General features: G+C 73.0%; 14 protein-coding genes and 2 pseudogenes. 6 read left to right on the top strand and 10 right to left on the bottom strand.

What is annotated here, in order from left to right; all coding sequences use genetic code 11:
* The first annotated feature begins 2 nt into the window (after window positions 1–2).
* Window positions 3–1,646: a DNA repair helicase XPB gene (locus tag OG899_RS15145; protein ID WP_406311058.1), complete on the top strand. Its 1,644-nt coding sequence runs from the start codon at window positions 3–5 to the stop codon at window positions 1,644–1,646.
* On the opposite strand, the gene OG899_RS15140 is transcribed toward OG899_RS15145, so the two are convergent.
* Window positions 1,612–2,799 (bottom strand): glycosyltransferase 87 family protein, encoded by a 1,188-nt coding sequence (locus OG899_RS15140; RefSeq protein WP_189427822.1) that lies wholly within the window; start codon window positions 2,797–2,799, stop codon window positions 1,612–1,614. The genes OG899_RS15145 and OG899_RS15140 overlap by 35 nt on opposite strands.
* Before the next feature lie 492 nt (window positions 2,800–3,291).
* On the opposite strand from OG899_RS15140, the gene OG899_RS15135 reads away from it, so the two are divergent.
* Entirely contained in the window at window positions 3,292–5,280 is a 1,989-nt protein-coding gene (locus OG899_RS15135; protein ID WP_229813869.1) for a UvrD-helicase domain-containing protein, read from the top strand.
* 4 nt (window positions 5,281–5,284) lie between these two features.
* On the opposite strand, the gene OG899_RS15130 is transcribed toward OG899_RS15135, so the two are convergent.
* The 5 genes and pseudogenes from OG899_RS15130 to OG899_RS15110 all read right to left on the bottom strand — a co-directional run.
* Window positions 5,285–6,013 (bottom strand): copper homeostasis protein CutC, encoded by a 729-nt coding sequence (locus tag OG899_RS15130; protein ID WP_125500373.1) that lies wholly within the window; start codon window positions 6,011–6,013, stop codon window positions 5,285–5,287.
* A 103-nt stretch (window positions 6,014–6,116) separates the two neighbouring features.
* Window positions 6,117–6,803, bottom strand: a complete 687-nt coding sequence (locus OG899_RS15125; RefSeq protein WP_125500372.1) for a maleylpyruvate isomerase family mycothiol-dependent enzyme — start codon at window positions 6,801–6,803, stop codon at window positions 6,117–6,119.
* Between the two features lie 187 nt (window positions 6,804–6,990).
* Entirely contained in the window at window positions 6,991–7,242 is a 252-nt protein-coding gene (locus OG899_RS15120; RefSeq protein ID WP_125500379.1) for a DUF397 domain-containing protein, read from the bottom strand.
* Between the two features lie 41 nt (window positions 7,243–7,283).
* A pseudogene (locus tag OG899_RS15115) lies at window positions 7,284–7,430 on the bottom strand (Scr1 family TA system antitoxin-like transcriptional regulator); the annotation flags it as partial.
* An 88-nt stretch (window positions 7,431–7,518) separates the two neighbouring features.
* Window positions 7,519–7,608, bottom strand: a pseudogene (locus OG899_RS15110) (XRE family transcriptional regulator); the annotation flags it as partial.
* A gap of 586 nt (window positions 7,609–8,194) precedes the next feature.
* Here OG899_RS15110 and OG899_RS15105 point away from each other — a divergent pair.
* On the top strand, window positions 8,195–8,857 hold the full coding sequence (locus OG899_RS15105) for a hypothetical protein (RefSeq protein ID WP_125500371.1): 663 nt from the start codon (window positions 8,195–8,197) through the stop codon (window positions 8,855–8,857).
* Between the two features lie 556 nt (window positions 8,858–9,413).
* Here OG899_RS15105 and OG899_RS15100 read toward each other — a convergent pair.
* Together OG899_RS15100 and OG899_RS15095 are read right to left on the bottom strand one after the other, a co-directional pair.
* The gene (locus OG899_RS15100) at window positions 9,414–9,692 is read right to left on the bottom strand and encodes a DUF4031 domain-containing protein (RefSeq protein WP_189427823.1); all 279 of its coding nucleotides are present in this window, start codon (window positions 9,690–9,692) and stop codon (window positions 9,414–9,416) included.
* 52 nt (window positions 9,693–9,744) lie between these two features.
* Entirely contained in the window at window positions 9,745–10,128 is a 384-nt protein-coding gene (locus OG899_RS15095) for a hypothetical protein (RefSeq protein WP_125500370.1), read from the bottom strand.
* A 56-nt stretch (window positions 10,129–10,184) separates the two neighbouring features.
* Here OG899_RS15095 and OG899_RS15090 point away from each other — a divergent pair, with 56 nt between their 5' ends.
* From OG899_RS15090 to OG899_RS15080, 3 genes are all read left to right on the top strand, one after another.
* Window positions 10,185–11,132, top strand: coding sequence for a MurR/RpiR family transcriptional regulator (locus tag OG899_RS15090; RefSeq protein ID WP_125500369.1), 948 nt, complete (start codon window positions 10,185–10,187; stop codon window positions 11,130–11,132).
* Between the two features lie 125 nt (window positions 11,133–11,257).
* Window positions 11,258–12,208 carry an N-acetylmuramic acid 6-phosphate etherase gene (murQ, locus tag OG899_RS15085; RefSeq protein ID WP_168131709.1) on the top strand — a complete coding sequence of 317 codons (951 nt, stop codon included), beginning with the start codon at window positions 11,258–11,260 and terminating at the stop codon, window positions 12,206–12,208.
* 123 nt (window positions 12,209–12,331) lie between these two features.
* A complete protein-coding gene (locus OG899_RS15080) occupies window positions 12,332–12,910 on the top strand; it encodes a hypothetical protein (RefSeq protein WP_125500367.1) in 579 nt (192 codons plus the stop codon).
* A 341-nt stretch (window positions 12,911–13,251) separates the two neighbouring features.
* Here the strand turns inward: OG899_RS15080 and OG899_RS15075 are convergent, their stop codons facing one another.
* Both OG899_RS15075 and OG899_RS15070 read right to left on the bottom strand, forming a co-directional pair.
* Window positions 13,252–14,394 carry an NADH:flavin oxidoreductase gene (locus OG899_RS15075; RefSeq protein WP_125500366.1) on the bottom strand — a complete coding sequence of 381 codons (1,143 nt, stop codon included), beginning with the start codon at window positions 14,392–14,394 and terminating at the stop codon, window positions 13,252–13,254.
* Window positions 14,395–14,805: 411 nt separating this feature from the next.
* On the bottom strand, window positions 14,806–15,039 hold the full coding sequence (locus OG899_RS15070; protein ID WP_229813845.1) for a hypothetical protein: 234 nt from the start codon (window positions 15,037–15,039) through the stop codon (window positions 14,806–14,808).
* Window positions 15,040–15,126 lie beyond the last annotated feature (87 nt).

The following is a 15,126-nucleotide window of genomic DNA, read 5'->3' as shown; positions in this document are numbered from 1 at the left end:
ACGTGAACGGTCCCCTCATCGTCCAGTCCGACAAGACCCTGCTGCTGGAGGTCGACCACCCGCAGGCCGACGACTGCCGGCGGGCCATCGCCCCGTTCGCCGAGCTGGAGCGGGCGCCGGAGCACATCCACACCTACCGGGTCACCCCGCTCGGCCTGTGGAACGCCCGCGCGGCCGGGCACGACGCCGAGCAGGTCGTGGACGCGCTGGTGCAGTACAGCCGGTACCCGGTGCCGCACGCGCTGCTGGTGGACGTCGCCGAGACGATGGACCGTTACGGGCGGCTGACCCTGGTCAAGCATCCGGCGCACGGCCTGGTGCTGACCACCACCGACCGGCCGGTGCTGGAGGAGGTGCTGAAGTCCAAGCGGATCAAGCCGCTGGTGGGCGCCCGTATCGACGCCGACACGGTGGCCGTGCACCCCTCCGAGCGCGGGCAGATCAAGCAGGTGCTGCTGAAGCTGGGCTGGCCCGCCGAGGACCTCGCCGGGTACGTCGACGGCGAGGCGCACCCGATCGAGCTGCGCGAGGACGGCTGGGCGCTGCGCCCCTACCAGAAGCAGGCCGTGGAGAACTTCTGGCACGGCGGCAGCGGTGTCGTGGTGCTGCCGTGCGGCGCGGGCAAGACCCTGGTGGGCGCCGGGTCGATGGCGCGGGCCAAGTCCACGACGCTGATCCTGGTCACCAACACCGTCTCGGCGCGGCAGTGGAAGCACGAGCTGGTGAAGCGGACCTCGCTGACCGAGGACGAGATCGGCGAGTACAGCGGCACCAAGAAGGAGATCCGCCCCGTCACCATCGCCACCTACCAGGTGCTGACGACGAAGCGGAAGGGCATCTACCCCCACCTGGAGCTGTTCGACTCCCGCGACTGGGGCCTGATCGTCTACGACGAGGTGCACCTGCTGCCCGCCCCCGTGTTCAAGTTCACCGCGGATCTGCAGGCGCGGCGCCGGCTCGGCCTGACCGCCACGCTGGTGCGCGAGGACGGCCGGGAGTCCGACGTGTTCTCCCTGATCGGGCCCAAGCGCTTCGACGCGCCCTGGAAGGAGATCGAGGCGCAGGGCTACATCGCGCCCGCCGACTGCGTCGAGGTCCGGGTGAACCTGACCGACTCCGAGCGCCTGGCCTACGCCGCCGCCGAGGCCGAGGAGAAGTACCGCTTCTGCTCGACCACCGAGACCAAGCGGAAGGTCACCGAGGCCCTCGTCCGCCGTTTCGCCGGGCAGCAGATCCTCGTCATCGGCCAGTACATCGACCAGCTCGACGAACTGGGCGAGCACCTGAACGCCCCCGTGATCAAGGGCGAGACCACCAACGCCCAGCGCGAGAAGCTCTTCGACGCCTTCCGCAACGGCGAGATCAACGTGCTGGTGGTGTCGAAGGTGGCCAACTTCTCCATCGACCTGCCGGAGGCCACGGTCGCCATCCAGGTCTCGGGCACCTTCGGTTCCCGCCAGGAGGAGGCCCAGCGCCTCGGCCGGGTCCTGCGCCCCAAGGCCGACGGCCACCAGGCCCACTTCTACTCGGTGGTCGCCCGCGACACCATCGACCAGGACTTCGCCGCCCACCGCCAGCGTTTCCTGGCCGAACAGGGCTACGCCTACCGGATCATGGACGCGGACGAACTGCTGGCGGAGAGCTGAGCGAGCGCCGGCGGGGCGGCGTGCGGGTGGCCGGCCGGTTCAGCCCGGCCACCACCAGCACCCCGCACGCCAGCAGCGCATACGGACCCGCGAGCGGCTGCTGCCACCACGCCAGGTGCAGGTCCAGGTCACCGTCCCGGGGGACCAGCCACATCGTGCGGGCGGTGAAGCACAGGGCGACGAGCGCCGCCCCGGTGCGGTGGCCGTCGGCCAGCAGCACGGCGATCAGCGGCACGCACCACACCCAGTGGTGGGACCAGCTGATCGGGGACACCAGCAGGGCGGTCAGGCCGGTCAGCAGCACGCCCCACGGTTCGCGGCGGTCCGTCCGGCTCGCCAGCCACAGGCCCGCCGCGCCGAGCACCACCGCGGGCAGCAGCCAGGCCGCGCCGGGCGCGGGGGTGTGCAGGGCGCGGGCGACGAGGCCCTGCAGGGCCTGGTTGTCGACGATCCACCCCTTGCCCACGCGGTCGGTGTCGACGACGAGCCGCGTCCAGTAGGTGACGGTGGCGGCGGGCAGGACGAGCGCGCCGAGAGCGACCGTGGCGGCGAAGGCGGCGAGGGCCGTGGCCGCCTCCCGACGGCGCCCGCGCAGCAGCAGGTACACGGCGAACAGGCCGGGGGTGAGTTTGATCCCGGCGGCCACCCCGATCGCGGCGCCCCGGCCGCGGGCGCCCTCGGGCCGGGTCAGGTCCCACAGGACCAGGCAGGCCAGGGCGAGGTTGATCTGCCCGTAGGCGAAGGTCTGGAAGACCGGCTCCAGCCACAGGGCCAGGGCGGTGGCGGTGCACAGCAGCGGCAGGCCGGGGCCCGTCCAGGCGAGGCGGTGGCCGGCGAGCCGGGCGGACAGCTGGACGAGCCAGGCCAGCAGCACGGCGTTGCCCAGCAGGAACAGCGCCTTCAGCGCCGGCGCGGGCAGATGCGCCGTCGGCAGGAACAGCAGCGCCGCGAACGGCGGATACGTCGCCGGCAGGCGTCCCTCGGTGACCTCGAAGCCGTACAGGTCCCGGCCGTGGGCGACGGCCGCGCCCTCGGCCCGGTACACGAAGGCGTCGGGCATCTTCACGTCCGCCAGGACGAACAGCAGCACAAGGGCGGTGAAGGAGACGGCGAGCAGGACGAGCGCGGGAGCGGGGCGCGACCGGAGGGCCATCATCCGTTCTGTCACGGATCGACCCTAGTGGGTCATGTCCGGCACACATCGCTTTCCCGGCCCGGCAGACCGAGCGCGGCGCCCCGCCTCGGCGTACCGGCTCGCGGGTGTGCGAGGGGCGGCACCCGCCCGCCCCGGCCCGCCCCCGCCCGGGAAACCGGTTGGCACCCGGCGCCGCCCGCGCTCTAGAATGCCCGCTCTTGCCCGCCTCCCCCGAGAGCTTCCCGGCCCGGTGGAGCGCCGCCGACCGGTCGGAAACCGGCGGCAGATCACACAGCCGCCCGACGGTGCCGCTCCCGCACCGCCGAGGACGACGCCCGCCGCCCACCCCGCAGGTCCTACGGAGGCCCGTCCTTGTCCACACCGTCCACGTCCGCGTCCGCGTCCACGTCCGCGTCCGACCGCTCCACCGTCCCCGCCGGGGCCGACCCCGACGATCCGCTCGCGCGTGAGCAGGCCCATCTGGCCGCCTCCCGGGCCGCGCTGCGCGCCATGCGCGCCGACGTCGAGGCGCTCGACATCCGCGACGTCACCGCGAACTGGGTGAACGCCCAGATCCTCACCCGGCAGATCGACGAACGCATCAAGGCGCTCGCCGACCTCAGCGACACCCCGCTGTTCTTCGGCCGTCTCGACTATCTGCGTGCGCCCGGCGCCGACCAGGCGGAGGGGGCGGACGGCGAGCGGTTCTACATCGGGCGGCGGCATGTGCACGACGCGGCCGGCGACCCGATGGTCATCGACTGGCGCGCGCCGGTCGCGCAGCCGTTCTACCGGGCGTCCAAGAAGGACCCGATGGACATCGCGCTGCGCCGCCGCTTCGGCTACACCGGCGGCGAGCTGACGGCGTACGAGGACGAGCACCTGTCGGACCCGACGGAGGCGGACACCACCAGCGCGCTGCTCCAGCGGGAGATCGAGCGCCCGCGCGTGGGCCCGATGCGCGACATCGTGGCGACCATCCAGCCCGAGCAGGACGAGATCGTCCGGTCGGATCTGTCCGGCACGGTGTGTGTGCAGGGCGGGCCCGGCACCGGGAAGACCGCCGTCGGCCTGCACCGCGTCGCCTATCTGCTCTACGCCCACCGCGAGCGCCTGGCCCGCACCGGCACCCTGGTCGTCGGGCCGAACCGTTCCTTCCTGAAGTACATCGAGCAGGTGCTGCCCGCGCTCGGCGAGCTGACGGTGCAGCAGGCCACCGTGGACGACCTGGTCGCCCGGGTGGAGGTGCGCGGCACGGACGACGCGCGGGCCGCCCTCGTCAAGGGCGACGCCCGGATGGCCGAGGTGCTCAGGCGAGCCCTGTACGCGCACGTCACGATGCCCACCGAAGCGGTCGTGGTGGTGCGCGGCTCGCGCCGCTGGCGCGTCCCCGACTACGAACTGCGGGAGATCGTCGAGGAGTTGCTGCGGCGCGGCATCCGCTACGGCGCCGCGCGCGAGGCGCTGCCGCAGCGGATCGCGCACGCCGTGCTGGTGCAGATGGAGCGGGCGGGCGAGGCCCCGGACGACCGGGTGCAGGACGCCGTCGCCCGCAACGCCGCGGTGAAGGCCGCCGTGAAGGCGATCTGGCCGCAGGTCGACCCGGCCAAGCTGGTGCTGCGGCTGCTGTCGGACGCCGCCTTCCTCGCCGAGCACGCCGAGGGGATCCTCACCGAGGAGGAGCAGAAGGCGATCCTGTGGACGAAGCCCGCCCGGTCGGTGAGGTCGGCGAAGTGGTCACCGGCCGATGCCGTGCTGATCGACGAGGCCGCCGACCTGGTGGAGCGCACGCCCTCCCTCGGGCACGTGGTCCTGGACGAGGCGCAGGACCTGTCGCCCATGCAGTACCGGGCGGTCGGCCGGCGCTGCTCCACCGGTTCGGCCACCGTCCTCGGCGACCTCGCCCAGGGCACCACCCCGTGGGCGACCCGCACCTGGGAGGAGGCGCTGTCCCACCTCGGCAAGCCCGACGGGGTGGTCGAGGAACTGACCGCCGGTTTCCGCGTGCCGACCGACGTGATCACCTACGCCTCCCGGCTGCTGCCGCACATCGCGCCCGGCCTGACCCCGGTCGCCTCCGTCCGCGAGAACCCGGGTTTCTTCGAGGTCCGCGCGCTCGACCCGGACGCGGATCCCGCCGCACGCGACGCCCAGGTGGTCGCCGCCTGCGAGGAGCTGCTGCGCCGCGAGGGCTCCCTCGGGCTGATCGCCGCCGACGCCCGGATCCCGGCCCTCGCCGACGCGCTCACCGCCGCCGGGCTCGCCCACCTCTCCCCGGGTGAGGAGACGACCGCCGAGACCCGCCTCACCCTGGTCCCGGCCTCCCTCGCCAAGGGCCTGGAGTACGACTACGTGGTGCTGGACGAACCTCAGGCGGTGGTCGACGGCGAACCGGACGAACGCACCGGGCTGCGCCGCCTGTACGTGGCCCTGACCCGCGCGGTCTCCGGCCTGATCGTCACCCACGCGACGCCCCTGCCGGCTCAGCTGGCCGGCTGACCCCTCACACCGCGGACGGCTCCGCCGGCGCCGTCCGCCCGTCCAGCACCGCACGCCACCGCGCGACGGCGTCGGCGGACACTGGGCCGGCCCAGCCGTCCGGGCGGGCCGCGCCGCCGATGTGGAAGGCGTCGATCCCGGCGGCGGACAGGGCCGGCACGTGGTCCAGGCGCAGCCCGCCGCCCACCATGATCTGCTGCCGGTGCCCGGGCCCGCCGCGCCGCGCGGCCTCCGCGAGCAGCGTCGGCAGTCCCTCGTCGACCCCGCCCGCCGCGCCCGCGGTGAGGTAGGTGTCGAGACCGGGCATGCCGTCCAGCTCCTTGCGCAGGGCGTCGCGGTCGGCGGCCCGGTCGATGGCCCGGTGGAACGTCCAGGGGCACCCGTCCAGCGCGGCGACGACCCGTTCCACCGCCGGCAGATCCACCGCGCCGTGCTCGTCGAGGAACCCGAGCACGAACTCCCGCGCGCCCGCCTCCCGCAGTTCCTCCACCACACCGGTCAGCCTGTCCACACCCTGGGGACCACCGGCACAGAACCCGTCCGTGAGCCGCACCATCACGCGCAGCGGGACGTCGACGGCGGCACGGATGGCGGCGACGGTGGCGGCCGGCGGGGTGAGCCCGTCGGCCGCCATGTCGGTGACCAGCTCCAGGCGGTCCGCGCCTCCGGCCTGGGCGGCGACCGCGTCCTCGACGTCGAGGGCGATCACCTCCAGGACTGCACGCACGCTCATAGGACCCCTTTCCTCGGTTCCCCTGGGGCTCGACAGGTCTAGTCCAATCTCAGGGTACGCCGAGGAGGTCCCGACCGGTCGCGATCACACGAAGATGTCGCGATCACGCGAAGATGTTCAGCTCGCCCGCCTCCGCACCGGCCAGCTCGAACCCGTCCCCGCCGTCCGGCAGAGGCCGCCCGGCGTACAGCCGGACCAGTGTGGCGGCGTCGCCGATGTACCGGGCCGGGGGCCGCTGCCCGCTCGCGTCGCCCAGCCGCAGCGGTTCGTCCACGTCGTCGAGATCGGCGTGCAGGGGCAGATGGCCCGCCTCCCGGGTGACGTGGGCGAGCAGCGGCAGCGCGTACTCCAGCGCCGCGCCCGCGTACGCATCGGACGCGCCGAGGGCCTCGCGCACATCACCGGCGTGCACCCACTCCCCCAGCGCGAGCTTGTCCAGCCGCCCGCCGGCCTGCGCGATCAGCGGCCCGGCCTCGGTCATCCCGCGCTCCAGCTCGTCCAGCACGCGCTCGTGGGACCACTCGGCCCGCTCGGCGATGTCCCGCGCGTTGGACTCGGGTGAGAAGACGCCCTCCTCGAACCGGTTCTCCACGACCCGGCGCAGCGCGGCCGAGCAGTGGGCGAGCACATCCCGCACCGTCCACTCGGGACACGCGGCGACCGGCCGCGCGAAGTCCGCCTCCACCCGCGACCTGAGCAGCGGGATCAGCGCGTCCCGCTCCTCGGCGAGCAACCGCCCGGGCAACTCCGGATCCCGATCCCGCACCTGGCGCACAGCAGCAGAAGTCATGTCCCCACGCTACGTGCGCGGGGCGCGCCGGGCACTGATGCGCGCTCCTGGACGACACTGGAGCCGCCCCGAAGGAGCGGCCCCAGGACCTGGTGCAGCCGAATGCACCTTGCTTCTGTTCGCTACGGCCGAGGCACGTCGGTGACGGTCACGTCGACCGTCACCGACGTGCTGACGTCCGTGTTCCTCAGTGTTCCTCAGTGACGGCGACCGGTGTGGTCGACAAAGCCGACCAGGTGGCCTGGGACACGGTGAAGAAGCCCCGACCGGTGCCCTTGGAGTCGCGGATGTGAACGGAACCAGGGGAAACGGCGACCTCGACGCACTCGCCGCCCTCTCCACCGCTGTAGCTGGACTTGACCCAGGAGAGCCGCTGTGCCTGGGACTGCTCGGTGTTCCTAGGTCTCCTTGCAGCAACTTCTCGATGTGACGCACAGATTCGGCAGGGGACAGCGCCTGCGCCCGCAGAACTCCATACCGCACGGCGAAGCCGCGTACGCTTTCCCGGTTGGTGATCACACGCCCATTACCTTGGCTCTCCACATACGCGACTTGTTCCCCGCCTTCCGGGGTCATCAGCGTGAAGGGGCCGTCCGCGCCCGCGTGGTCGACGACCTGGGTCGGCATGACCTGGATCTCGACATGGGGGGTTCTCGGCGATCAGCCGAATGTGCTCCAACTGACCGCGCAAGACGTCCACCCCGCCGAACGGCCGCTGCAGCACGGACTCCTCGATGACGAAGCTCAGCGTCGGCGCAGGCTTTCTCTCGTAGATCTTGTGGCGGGCCGGCCGCGCCGCCACCATCTCCTCGATCTCGAAAGCACGCTGTGCAAGGGGTTCGTCACTGGTCACCGTAGGGGTGATACACACAGCTCACCGACATGACGACCGGAAATCGCCCGTTCGGGAAAACGACACAAAACTCACGCGAATCGAGGCAGAGTTCGCGACGACCTTCGTCTCCACGCCGCGCGGTGCCCGCCTGGCCCGCCGGCTCCCGTCCGAACGCCTGGACGCCTGGGGCTTCCCGTACGGCTCGGACATCAACGAGACGCTGACCCTGATCGTGGCGGAACGCGCCGCGAACGCGGTGACGCACGGCCGTGTCCCCGGCCGCGGCTTCCGTCCGAGCCTGACGCTGACGGCCACCCGCGACCGGGCACGCGTCGAGGTCACCGACACGAGAGACGACCGGCGGCCCGGCCGTGCGCGCCCGAGGATCCGGAGGCGGAATCGGGGCCGTGGATTGTGGCCGGTGACCTGTCCGGCGAACCGGCTGTCCGTCGAGCCACGTGAAGCGGGCGGTCCCGGAAAGACGGTCCGAGCCGAACTGCGTCTGCCCCCCGCCCTCCGCCCCCTGAACCCGCACACCTCCCAGAACAATGACTCCATGGCCGAACACCCCGACCTCGACGCCCTGCGGATCCGTTTCGCGCGCGCACTGCACGGTGCCCGCGCCACCGCCGACGGGCCCGATCCCGTCCCTTACGCCGACGACCTGCTGCGCCGCTGGTCGCAGCCGCACCGGCGCTACCACACCGTCGCGCACCTGACGGCGGTCCTGGACCACATCGACACGCTGGAGCAGTACGCCGCCGACCCGGACGTCGTCCGCCTGGCCGGGTGGTTCCACGACGCGTTCTATCTGCCGGAGCGGTCCGAGAACGAGGAGCGTTCCGCCCGCCTGGCGGAGCGGGCGCTGCCCGAGGCCGGGGTGCCCGAGGAGAAGACCGCCGAGGTGGCCCGGCTGGTGCGCCTCACCGTCACGCACGACCCGGCGGACGACGACCCGGACGGCCAGGTGCTGTGCGACGCCGACCTGGCGATCCTGGCCGCACCGGCACAGGTGTACGCCGCCTACGCAGCGGCCGTGCGGGAGGAGTACCACTTCGTCCCCGAGGACGCCTTCCGTGAGGGACGGTCCGCGATCCTCCGCGAACTCCTCGGCCACCCACGCCTGTTCCGCACTCCGCACGGGCAACGCCACTGGGAGGCTGCGGCCCGCCGGAATCTTGCCGCAGAGCTGGCGGAGCTGAAGAAGCTGTCACGGTGAGGCGAGGGCCCCGCCCCGGGCCTGTCGTGCGGATCATCCCGGCGTCGCGGGGTCCGGCTGTGCTCCGCGCCCCCTGCCCGGCTGTGCGAGGACGTGCTGGGCCGGATCTACCCGCAGGTGCGGCCGATGGCCCGCAGCCCTGGCCGGACCTGCTGCGGGCCACCGGCCGCGGCGAACCGCCCGGCAGGGCGCCGGTCACCGCGTGACGCCGCCACGCCCCGCTCGTGATCCCGCCACGCCCCGCTCGTGATCCCGGCACGCCCCGCCCGTGATCCCGGCCGCACGGCTCACTCTCCTGGGCGTCACTCCGGCGGCCGCACGGCAACTGCGCCCGGGCGGTGACGAGGGCCTCCGGTGGGCGGGCAAAGGACCGTACCCGGGGACGCGGGATGCCGCCGGGATGGTGGTGACGGCGTACGAGGAGGGGTGCTCCGGCCTGGGGCGAGAGCGAGGTGCGGCGGCTGCTCGCGTGCATCGACCGGGACCACGAGTCGTCCCGGCGGGTCGCGGAGCGGGCCCGACTCACCCGTGCGGCCGCCGAGAGCGACCTGCTCGTCTACGCACTGCCCTGCTGATCGCGTCGCTTGCGCCGACGCAGCCCGGAGGCGTGCAGCAGCCGCACCACCTCGCGGCTGCGGACCTCGACGGCGCCCGCCGCGACCGCGTCGGCGTAGCGGTGGGCGGGCAGGTCGTAGTGGTCGCGTTCGAAGGCGCGACGGGGCACGCCGAGCCGTGCCGCGAAGGCGTGCAGCTCGGCGTAGGGGACGTCGCTGATGAGATGCGACCACAGGCGGCCGTGGCCGGGCCAGGTGGGCGGGTCGATGTAGACGGTCACCGTGCCGCGGCCCACCCCTGAGTCCTGCGGCCGGCTGTCGCGTGCCCGGCGCTCACGAGGACGGTTTCCCGCCCATCGCGTCCGCCAGCGACCCCACCGCGGCGACCTTCACGCCCGCCTTGGGGCACACCCAGTGCGGGTCGGGGCCGAGTTCGGGTTCCACGTCCAGCGCGTGCGGGTCGCCCTGCCCGCACACCGGGCACAGCGGCCAGCGGCCGTATCGTTCCAGCAGCGCGTCCTGCACGTCCTGGGCGATCAGTCCGGCCACGAACGACGCGCCGTCCGGCCACTGCTCCACCCACCAGCGCCGCTGGGCGACGGAGTCCTCGACGAGCGACACCACGTCGGCCTGCGCGACCTCGCCCGCGACCAGGTCGGCCAGGACCAGGGCGCGAGCGGCATGCAGAGCCTGCTCCAAGGGGCTGATGGGGTTCATGCCTCCATTGTGCGCAGTCTTGACCTTTCGTCCGAACGGAAAATATCTTTCATAGCGTGACCCAGGACGTGAAGGAAATTTTCGCAGGCTCGGGCTCCCCGACCGCGGCGCCCCCGGCGCCCGCCGCACTGGCGGCCAAGGTGCGCACCCTCGCACCGTCCATGACGCGATCGATGCAGCGTGTCGCGGAGGCCGTCGCGAACGACCCGGCCGGCTGCGCCGCCCTCACAGTCACCGGCCTGGCCGAACTGACCGGCACCAGCGAGGCGACCGTGGTGCGCACCGCCCGGCTGCTCGGCTACCCCGGCTACCGCGATCTGCGCCTGGCGCTCGCGGGCCTGGCCGCCCAGCAGCAGTCCGGCCGCGCACCGGCCATCACCACCGACATCGCCGTGGACGACCCGATCGCCGACGTGGTGGCCAAGCTCGCCTACGAGGAACAGCAGACCCTCGCCGACACCGCCGCCGCCCTGGACACCGCCCAGCTCGGCGCCGCCGTCGCCGCCCTGGCCACGGCCCGCCGCACCGACGTGTACGGCATCGGGGCCTCGGGCCTGGTCGCCCAGGACCTCACCCAGAAGCTGCTCCGCATAGGGCTGGTGGCGCACGCGCCCACCGACCCGCACCTGGCCGTGACCAACGCCGTGCAGCTGCGCACCGGCGACGTCGCCATCGCCATCACCCACTCCGGTTCCACCGGCGATGTGATCGAGCCGCTGCGCGTCGCCTTCGAACGCGGTGCCACCACCATCGCCATCACCGGCCGTCCCGACGCGCCCGTCACCCAGTACGCCGACCACGTGCTGACCACGTCCAGCTCCCGCGAGAGCGAACTGCGCCCGGCGGCGATGTCGTCGCGGACCAGTCAACTGCTCGTCGTGGACTGCCTGTTCGTGGGCGTGGCGCAGCGCACCTACGAGACGGCGGCACCGGCGCTGGCGGCCTCCTACGAGGCCCTGGCCCACCGCCACAGCCCCCGCGGCGGCCCCACCGCACGCTCCTGACACCCGCCACCGCCCGCGCCCGCTTCCCCTCCCTGTCACCCCTCACTCCCTGTCACCTCCCCCCTGTCACCTCGCCCCGAGTCGAGCCGAAGTCCGACACTCAAGCCCGAAAAGAGCCGACCCCGATGACCTCCACCCCCCATTACCGCGAGCTGCGCGCCGAGTTGGAGTCGCTGACCACCGAGGCGTTCCGCCCGGAGCTGTCCGAGATCGACCGGCTGCCCACGCTGGAGATCGCCCGGCTGATGAACGCCGAGGACTCCACCGTGCCCGCCGCCGTGGCCGAGCGCCTGCCCGAGATCGCGGCCGCGATCGACGCCGTGGCCGAGCGGATGGCGCGCGGCGGCCGGCTGATCTACGCCGGCGCGGGCACCGCCGGCCGGCTCGGCGTGCTCGACGCCTCCGAGTGCCCGCCCACCTTCAACGCCGCCCCCACCCAGGTCGTCGGCCTGATCGCGGGCGGCCCCGGCGCCATGGTGACGTCGGTGGAGGGCGCCGAGGACTCCCCCGAGCTGGCGGTGCGGGCACTGGACGAGCTGGGCCTCACCCCGGACGACACGGTGGTCGGCATCTCCGCCTCCGGCCGCACCCCCTACGCCATCGGCGCGGTACGGCACGCCCGCGCGCTCGGCGCCCTGACCATCGGCCTGTCCTGCAACGAGGGCAGCGCGCTGGCGGCCGCCGCCGAGCACGGCATCGAGGTCGTCGTCGGCCCGGAACTGCTCACGGGCTCCACCCGTCTGAAGGCCGGCACCGCGCAGAAGCTGGTGCTGAACATGCTGTCGACGATCACGATGATCCGGCTGGGCAAGACCTACGGGAACCTGATGGTCGACGTGCGCGCCTCCAACGACAAGCTGCGCGCCCGCTCCCGCCGCATCGTCGCCCTGGCCACCGGCGCGACGGACGAGGAGATCGAGCGGGCGCTCGAGGCCACGGACGGAGAGGTGAAGAACGCCATCCTGGTCATCCTGGCCGGCGTCGACGGCCCTGAGGCCGCCCGCCTCCTCGACGCCTCCGGCGGCCACCTGCGCGCCGCCCTCACGGCCGGCGGGGCGGCCGGCACCCAGGACTGATCAGCACCCAGGGAGGAACAGGCCCGCGGGTCCGGTCCGACGGGGTCACAAGCCCGCCCGGACCCCGAGCCGACCGCCTCTCCCCACCGCGCCTCGCGCCCCTCATGTGCGACGCTGGCCGGTATGAACCACGCACAGTTCACCGCGCTCGGACGGGCCCTGCGGCTGGTCGGAGAGCACGGCGAGCAGCTGACCGCCGAGGCCACCGACGCGCGGCTGCACGAGATCAGGGACGACCTGCGGCGTGCTCTCGATCTGCTGGAGGACAGCGTGTCGCAGGAGCGGCCCACCACCCGGTGCGCCGAGCATCCGCACGGGCCGGTCGACAAGGACGCGCCCGATCTGTGCCTGCTCTGCGAGACCCGGCGCCGTGCCGCACGCCGGGCGCAGTACACCGGTGGGCCGCGCCACGCGCCCGCGCCGGCGCAGGAGGGGCCGGTGCCCTCGCGGTACGGCGTGCGCGGTGACCGGCCGGAACCCCAGCAGCGGTGGCTGCCGGAGCTGTGGAACGGCCGGGAGTGGCAGCTGTGCGGCACCCCACGGCACGACCGCCGGGAGGCCGAGCTGTACATCGCCGCCCAGCGCCGGGGGCCGCGGGCCGCGTCGGCCTACCGGCTGGTGCACGAGTTCACCGACTACGAGGTGGTCCGCGTGTGGGGCACCCCCGTGCGGACGGGCATCGAACCGCTGGGGCACCTGTAGCGGCGGACGGCACGCGGCGGCGGGTCGCTGCTGGCCGGGCACCAGCGCCCGCTCGCCCGTTCGTCGCGCACCGGCAGACCGGGATGGGTCATCCGCACAGCCCCGGCGTCGGACCTGTCCCGCGGTCTCGGCAAGCGAGTCGAGCGGACCGGTGGCGGCCTCTGGCCGGGTGACCGGACGGGGACCAACCGGACGGGGACCGGCGGACGACCGCACGACCGTGACCGTACGAGACGGGAACGGGGGCCGGCCCCTGCGGACCGCACCCCCGTTCACCTGCGCCGACGCGCAGGACAGCCTCGTCGCTCAGTCAGCCTCGTCGCTCAGTACGGCGTCGCCGCTCAGTACAGCGTCTTCACGGACTCCGCGTCGTACGGCTTCAGCTCGGCGAAGCGGCCCTGGAGCACCTTCGCCGCCCACTCCGGGTCCTGCAGCAGCGCACGGCCCACGGCGACCATGTCGAACTCGTCCGCCTCCAGGCGGTCCAGGAGGTTGTCGATGTTCTTGACCGGGGCGCCCTCGCCCTTGAAGGAGTCGGTGAATTCGCCGTCGAGGCCGACCGAGCCGACCGTGATGACCTGCTTGCCGGTCAGCTTCTTCGCCCAGCCCGCCAGGTTGAGGTCGGAGCCGTCGAACTCCGGCAGCCAGTAGCGGCGGGTGGAGGCGTGGAAGACGTCCACACCGGCGGCGGCCAGCGGCGTGAGGATGGCCTCCAGCTCCTCGGGCGTCTCGGCGAGGCGGGCGGTGTAGTCGTGCATCTTCCACTGCGAGAAGCGGAAGATGACCGGGAACTCCGGCGACACCTTCTCACGGACCGCCGCGACGATCTCCGCCGCGAACTTGGTGCGGGCCACCGGGTCGCCGCCGTAGGCGTCGGTACGGCGGTTGGTGCCCTCCCACAGGAACTGGTCGACGAGGTAGCCGTGCGCACCGTGGATCTCCACGCCGTCGAAACCGATGCGCTCGGCGTCCGCGGCGGCCTGGGCGAAGGCGGCGACGACGTCGTCGATGTCCTGCTGGGTCATCGCCTTGCCGGTCGGCTCGGCGCCGGCGGTGACGAGACCGGACGGGCCCATCGCGGGCGCCTCGGGGAACGGCGGCTGTCCGTCCTTGCGGATCATGCCGATGTGCCACAGCTGGGGCACGATCGTGCCGCCCGCCTCGTGCACGGCCTCGGTCACCTTCGCCCAGCCGGCGAGCTGCTCCTCGCCGTGGAACCGGGGCACGCTGTCGCTCTCACCGGCCGAAGGGTGACCCACGTAGGTGCCCTCGGTGACGATCAGGCCGACGCCCGCGGCGGCACGGCGGGCGTAGTAGTCCCGCACGTCCTCACCGGGGATGCCGCCCGGGGAGAACATCCGGGTCATCGGCGCCATCGCGATCCTGTTGGGGACCGTCAGGCCGTTCAGCGTGACCGGGCGGGACAGGACGCGGGCCGCACGGGCGGCGGCATCCGACACGGCGGGGTCGGAGGCGGTGCTCATAGGGAGACTCCTCAGCGGGGGGACTGAAGACCGTGCGGTATGTGCACGTTCATCTTTTCTGCATGGAGCAACGGCACGACCCGCCGGAGACATTTCCCGGGACCCACAGCTGTGACCGGGAACACTCCGCCGCTCGGCCCCCGCCGCACCGACGGCACCGCCTCACCAGGACACCGCCGTCATCTCACGGCAGGCGAGCCTCCCGGTTCAGCCGCCGCACCCGTTCCCGCAGCACATCCCTCGGTGCCGCTTCCCCCAGGCGTTCGGGCGGGCAGTCCCACTCCCGTCCGCCACCCACCGGGCGCAACTGCACGTATCCTCCCTCGCGTCCCATGACCTGACCGATGCGCCCGTCGCGCACGTCCACGACATACGCGCCGACCACAGGTGCCGGACGGCCCGTGTCACCGTTCACGCGTCCCCCTGCCTGTCCCGCAGCACGGCGGCCAGCCGCGAGGCCACACCGAGGTTGCACCGGCCCAGGTCGATCAGGGCGTACGGATGCCCCTGCGCGCCGGTCACCGGGTCCACCCGCAGTGACGGAAGGACGATCCCCACGTCCCGCAGGGCGGCCCGCAGCCGCTCCACCGCTTCCTCGGCGGTCCGCGCCGGCCGGTCGCCGTCCGTCACCTTCACCGTGTCCACTGCCGTGATCCCTCCACAGTGAGTTGTTATGTCACCACACAGCGTGTCCGAAACGGCCTTACCCTGACCAGCAGCGGCACCGCAACA

This window comes from Streptomyces thermoviolaceus (genome assembly GCF_045209695.1).
Taxonomy (GTDB): domain Bacteria; phylum Actinomycetota; class Actinomycetes; order Streptomycetales; family Streptomycetaceae; genus Streptomyces; species Streptomyces thermoviolaceus.
The sequence above is the reverse complement of the archived record's forward strand: the minus strand, read 5'-3'. Positions and strand labels throughout refer to the sequence as shown.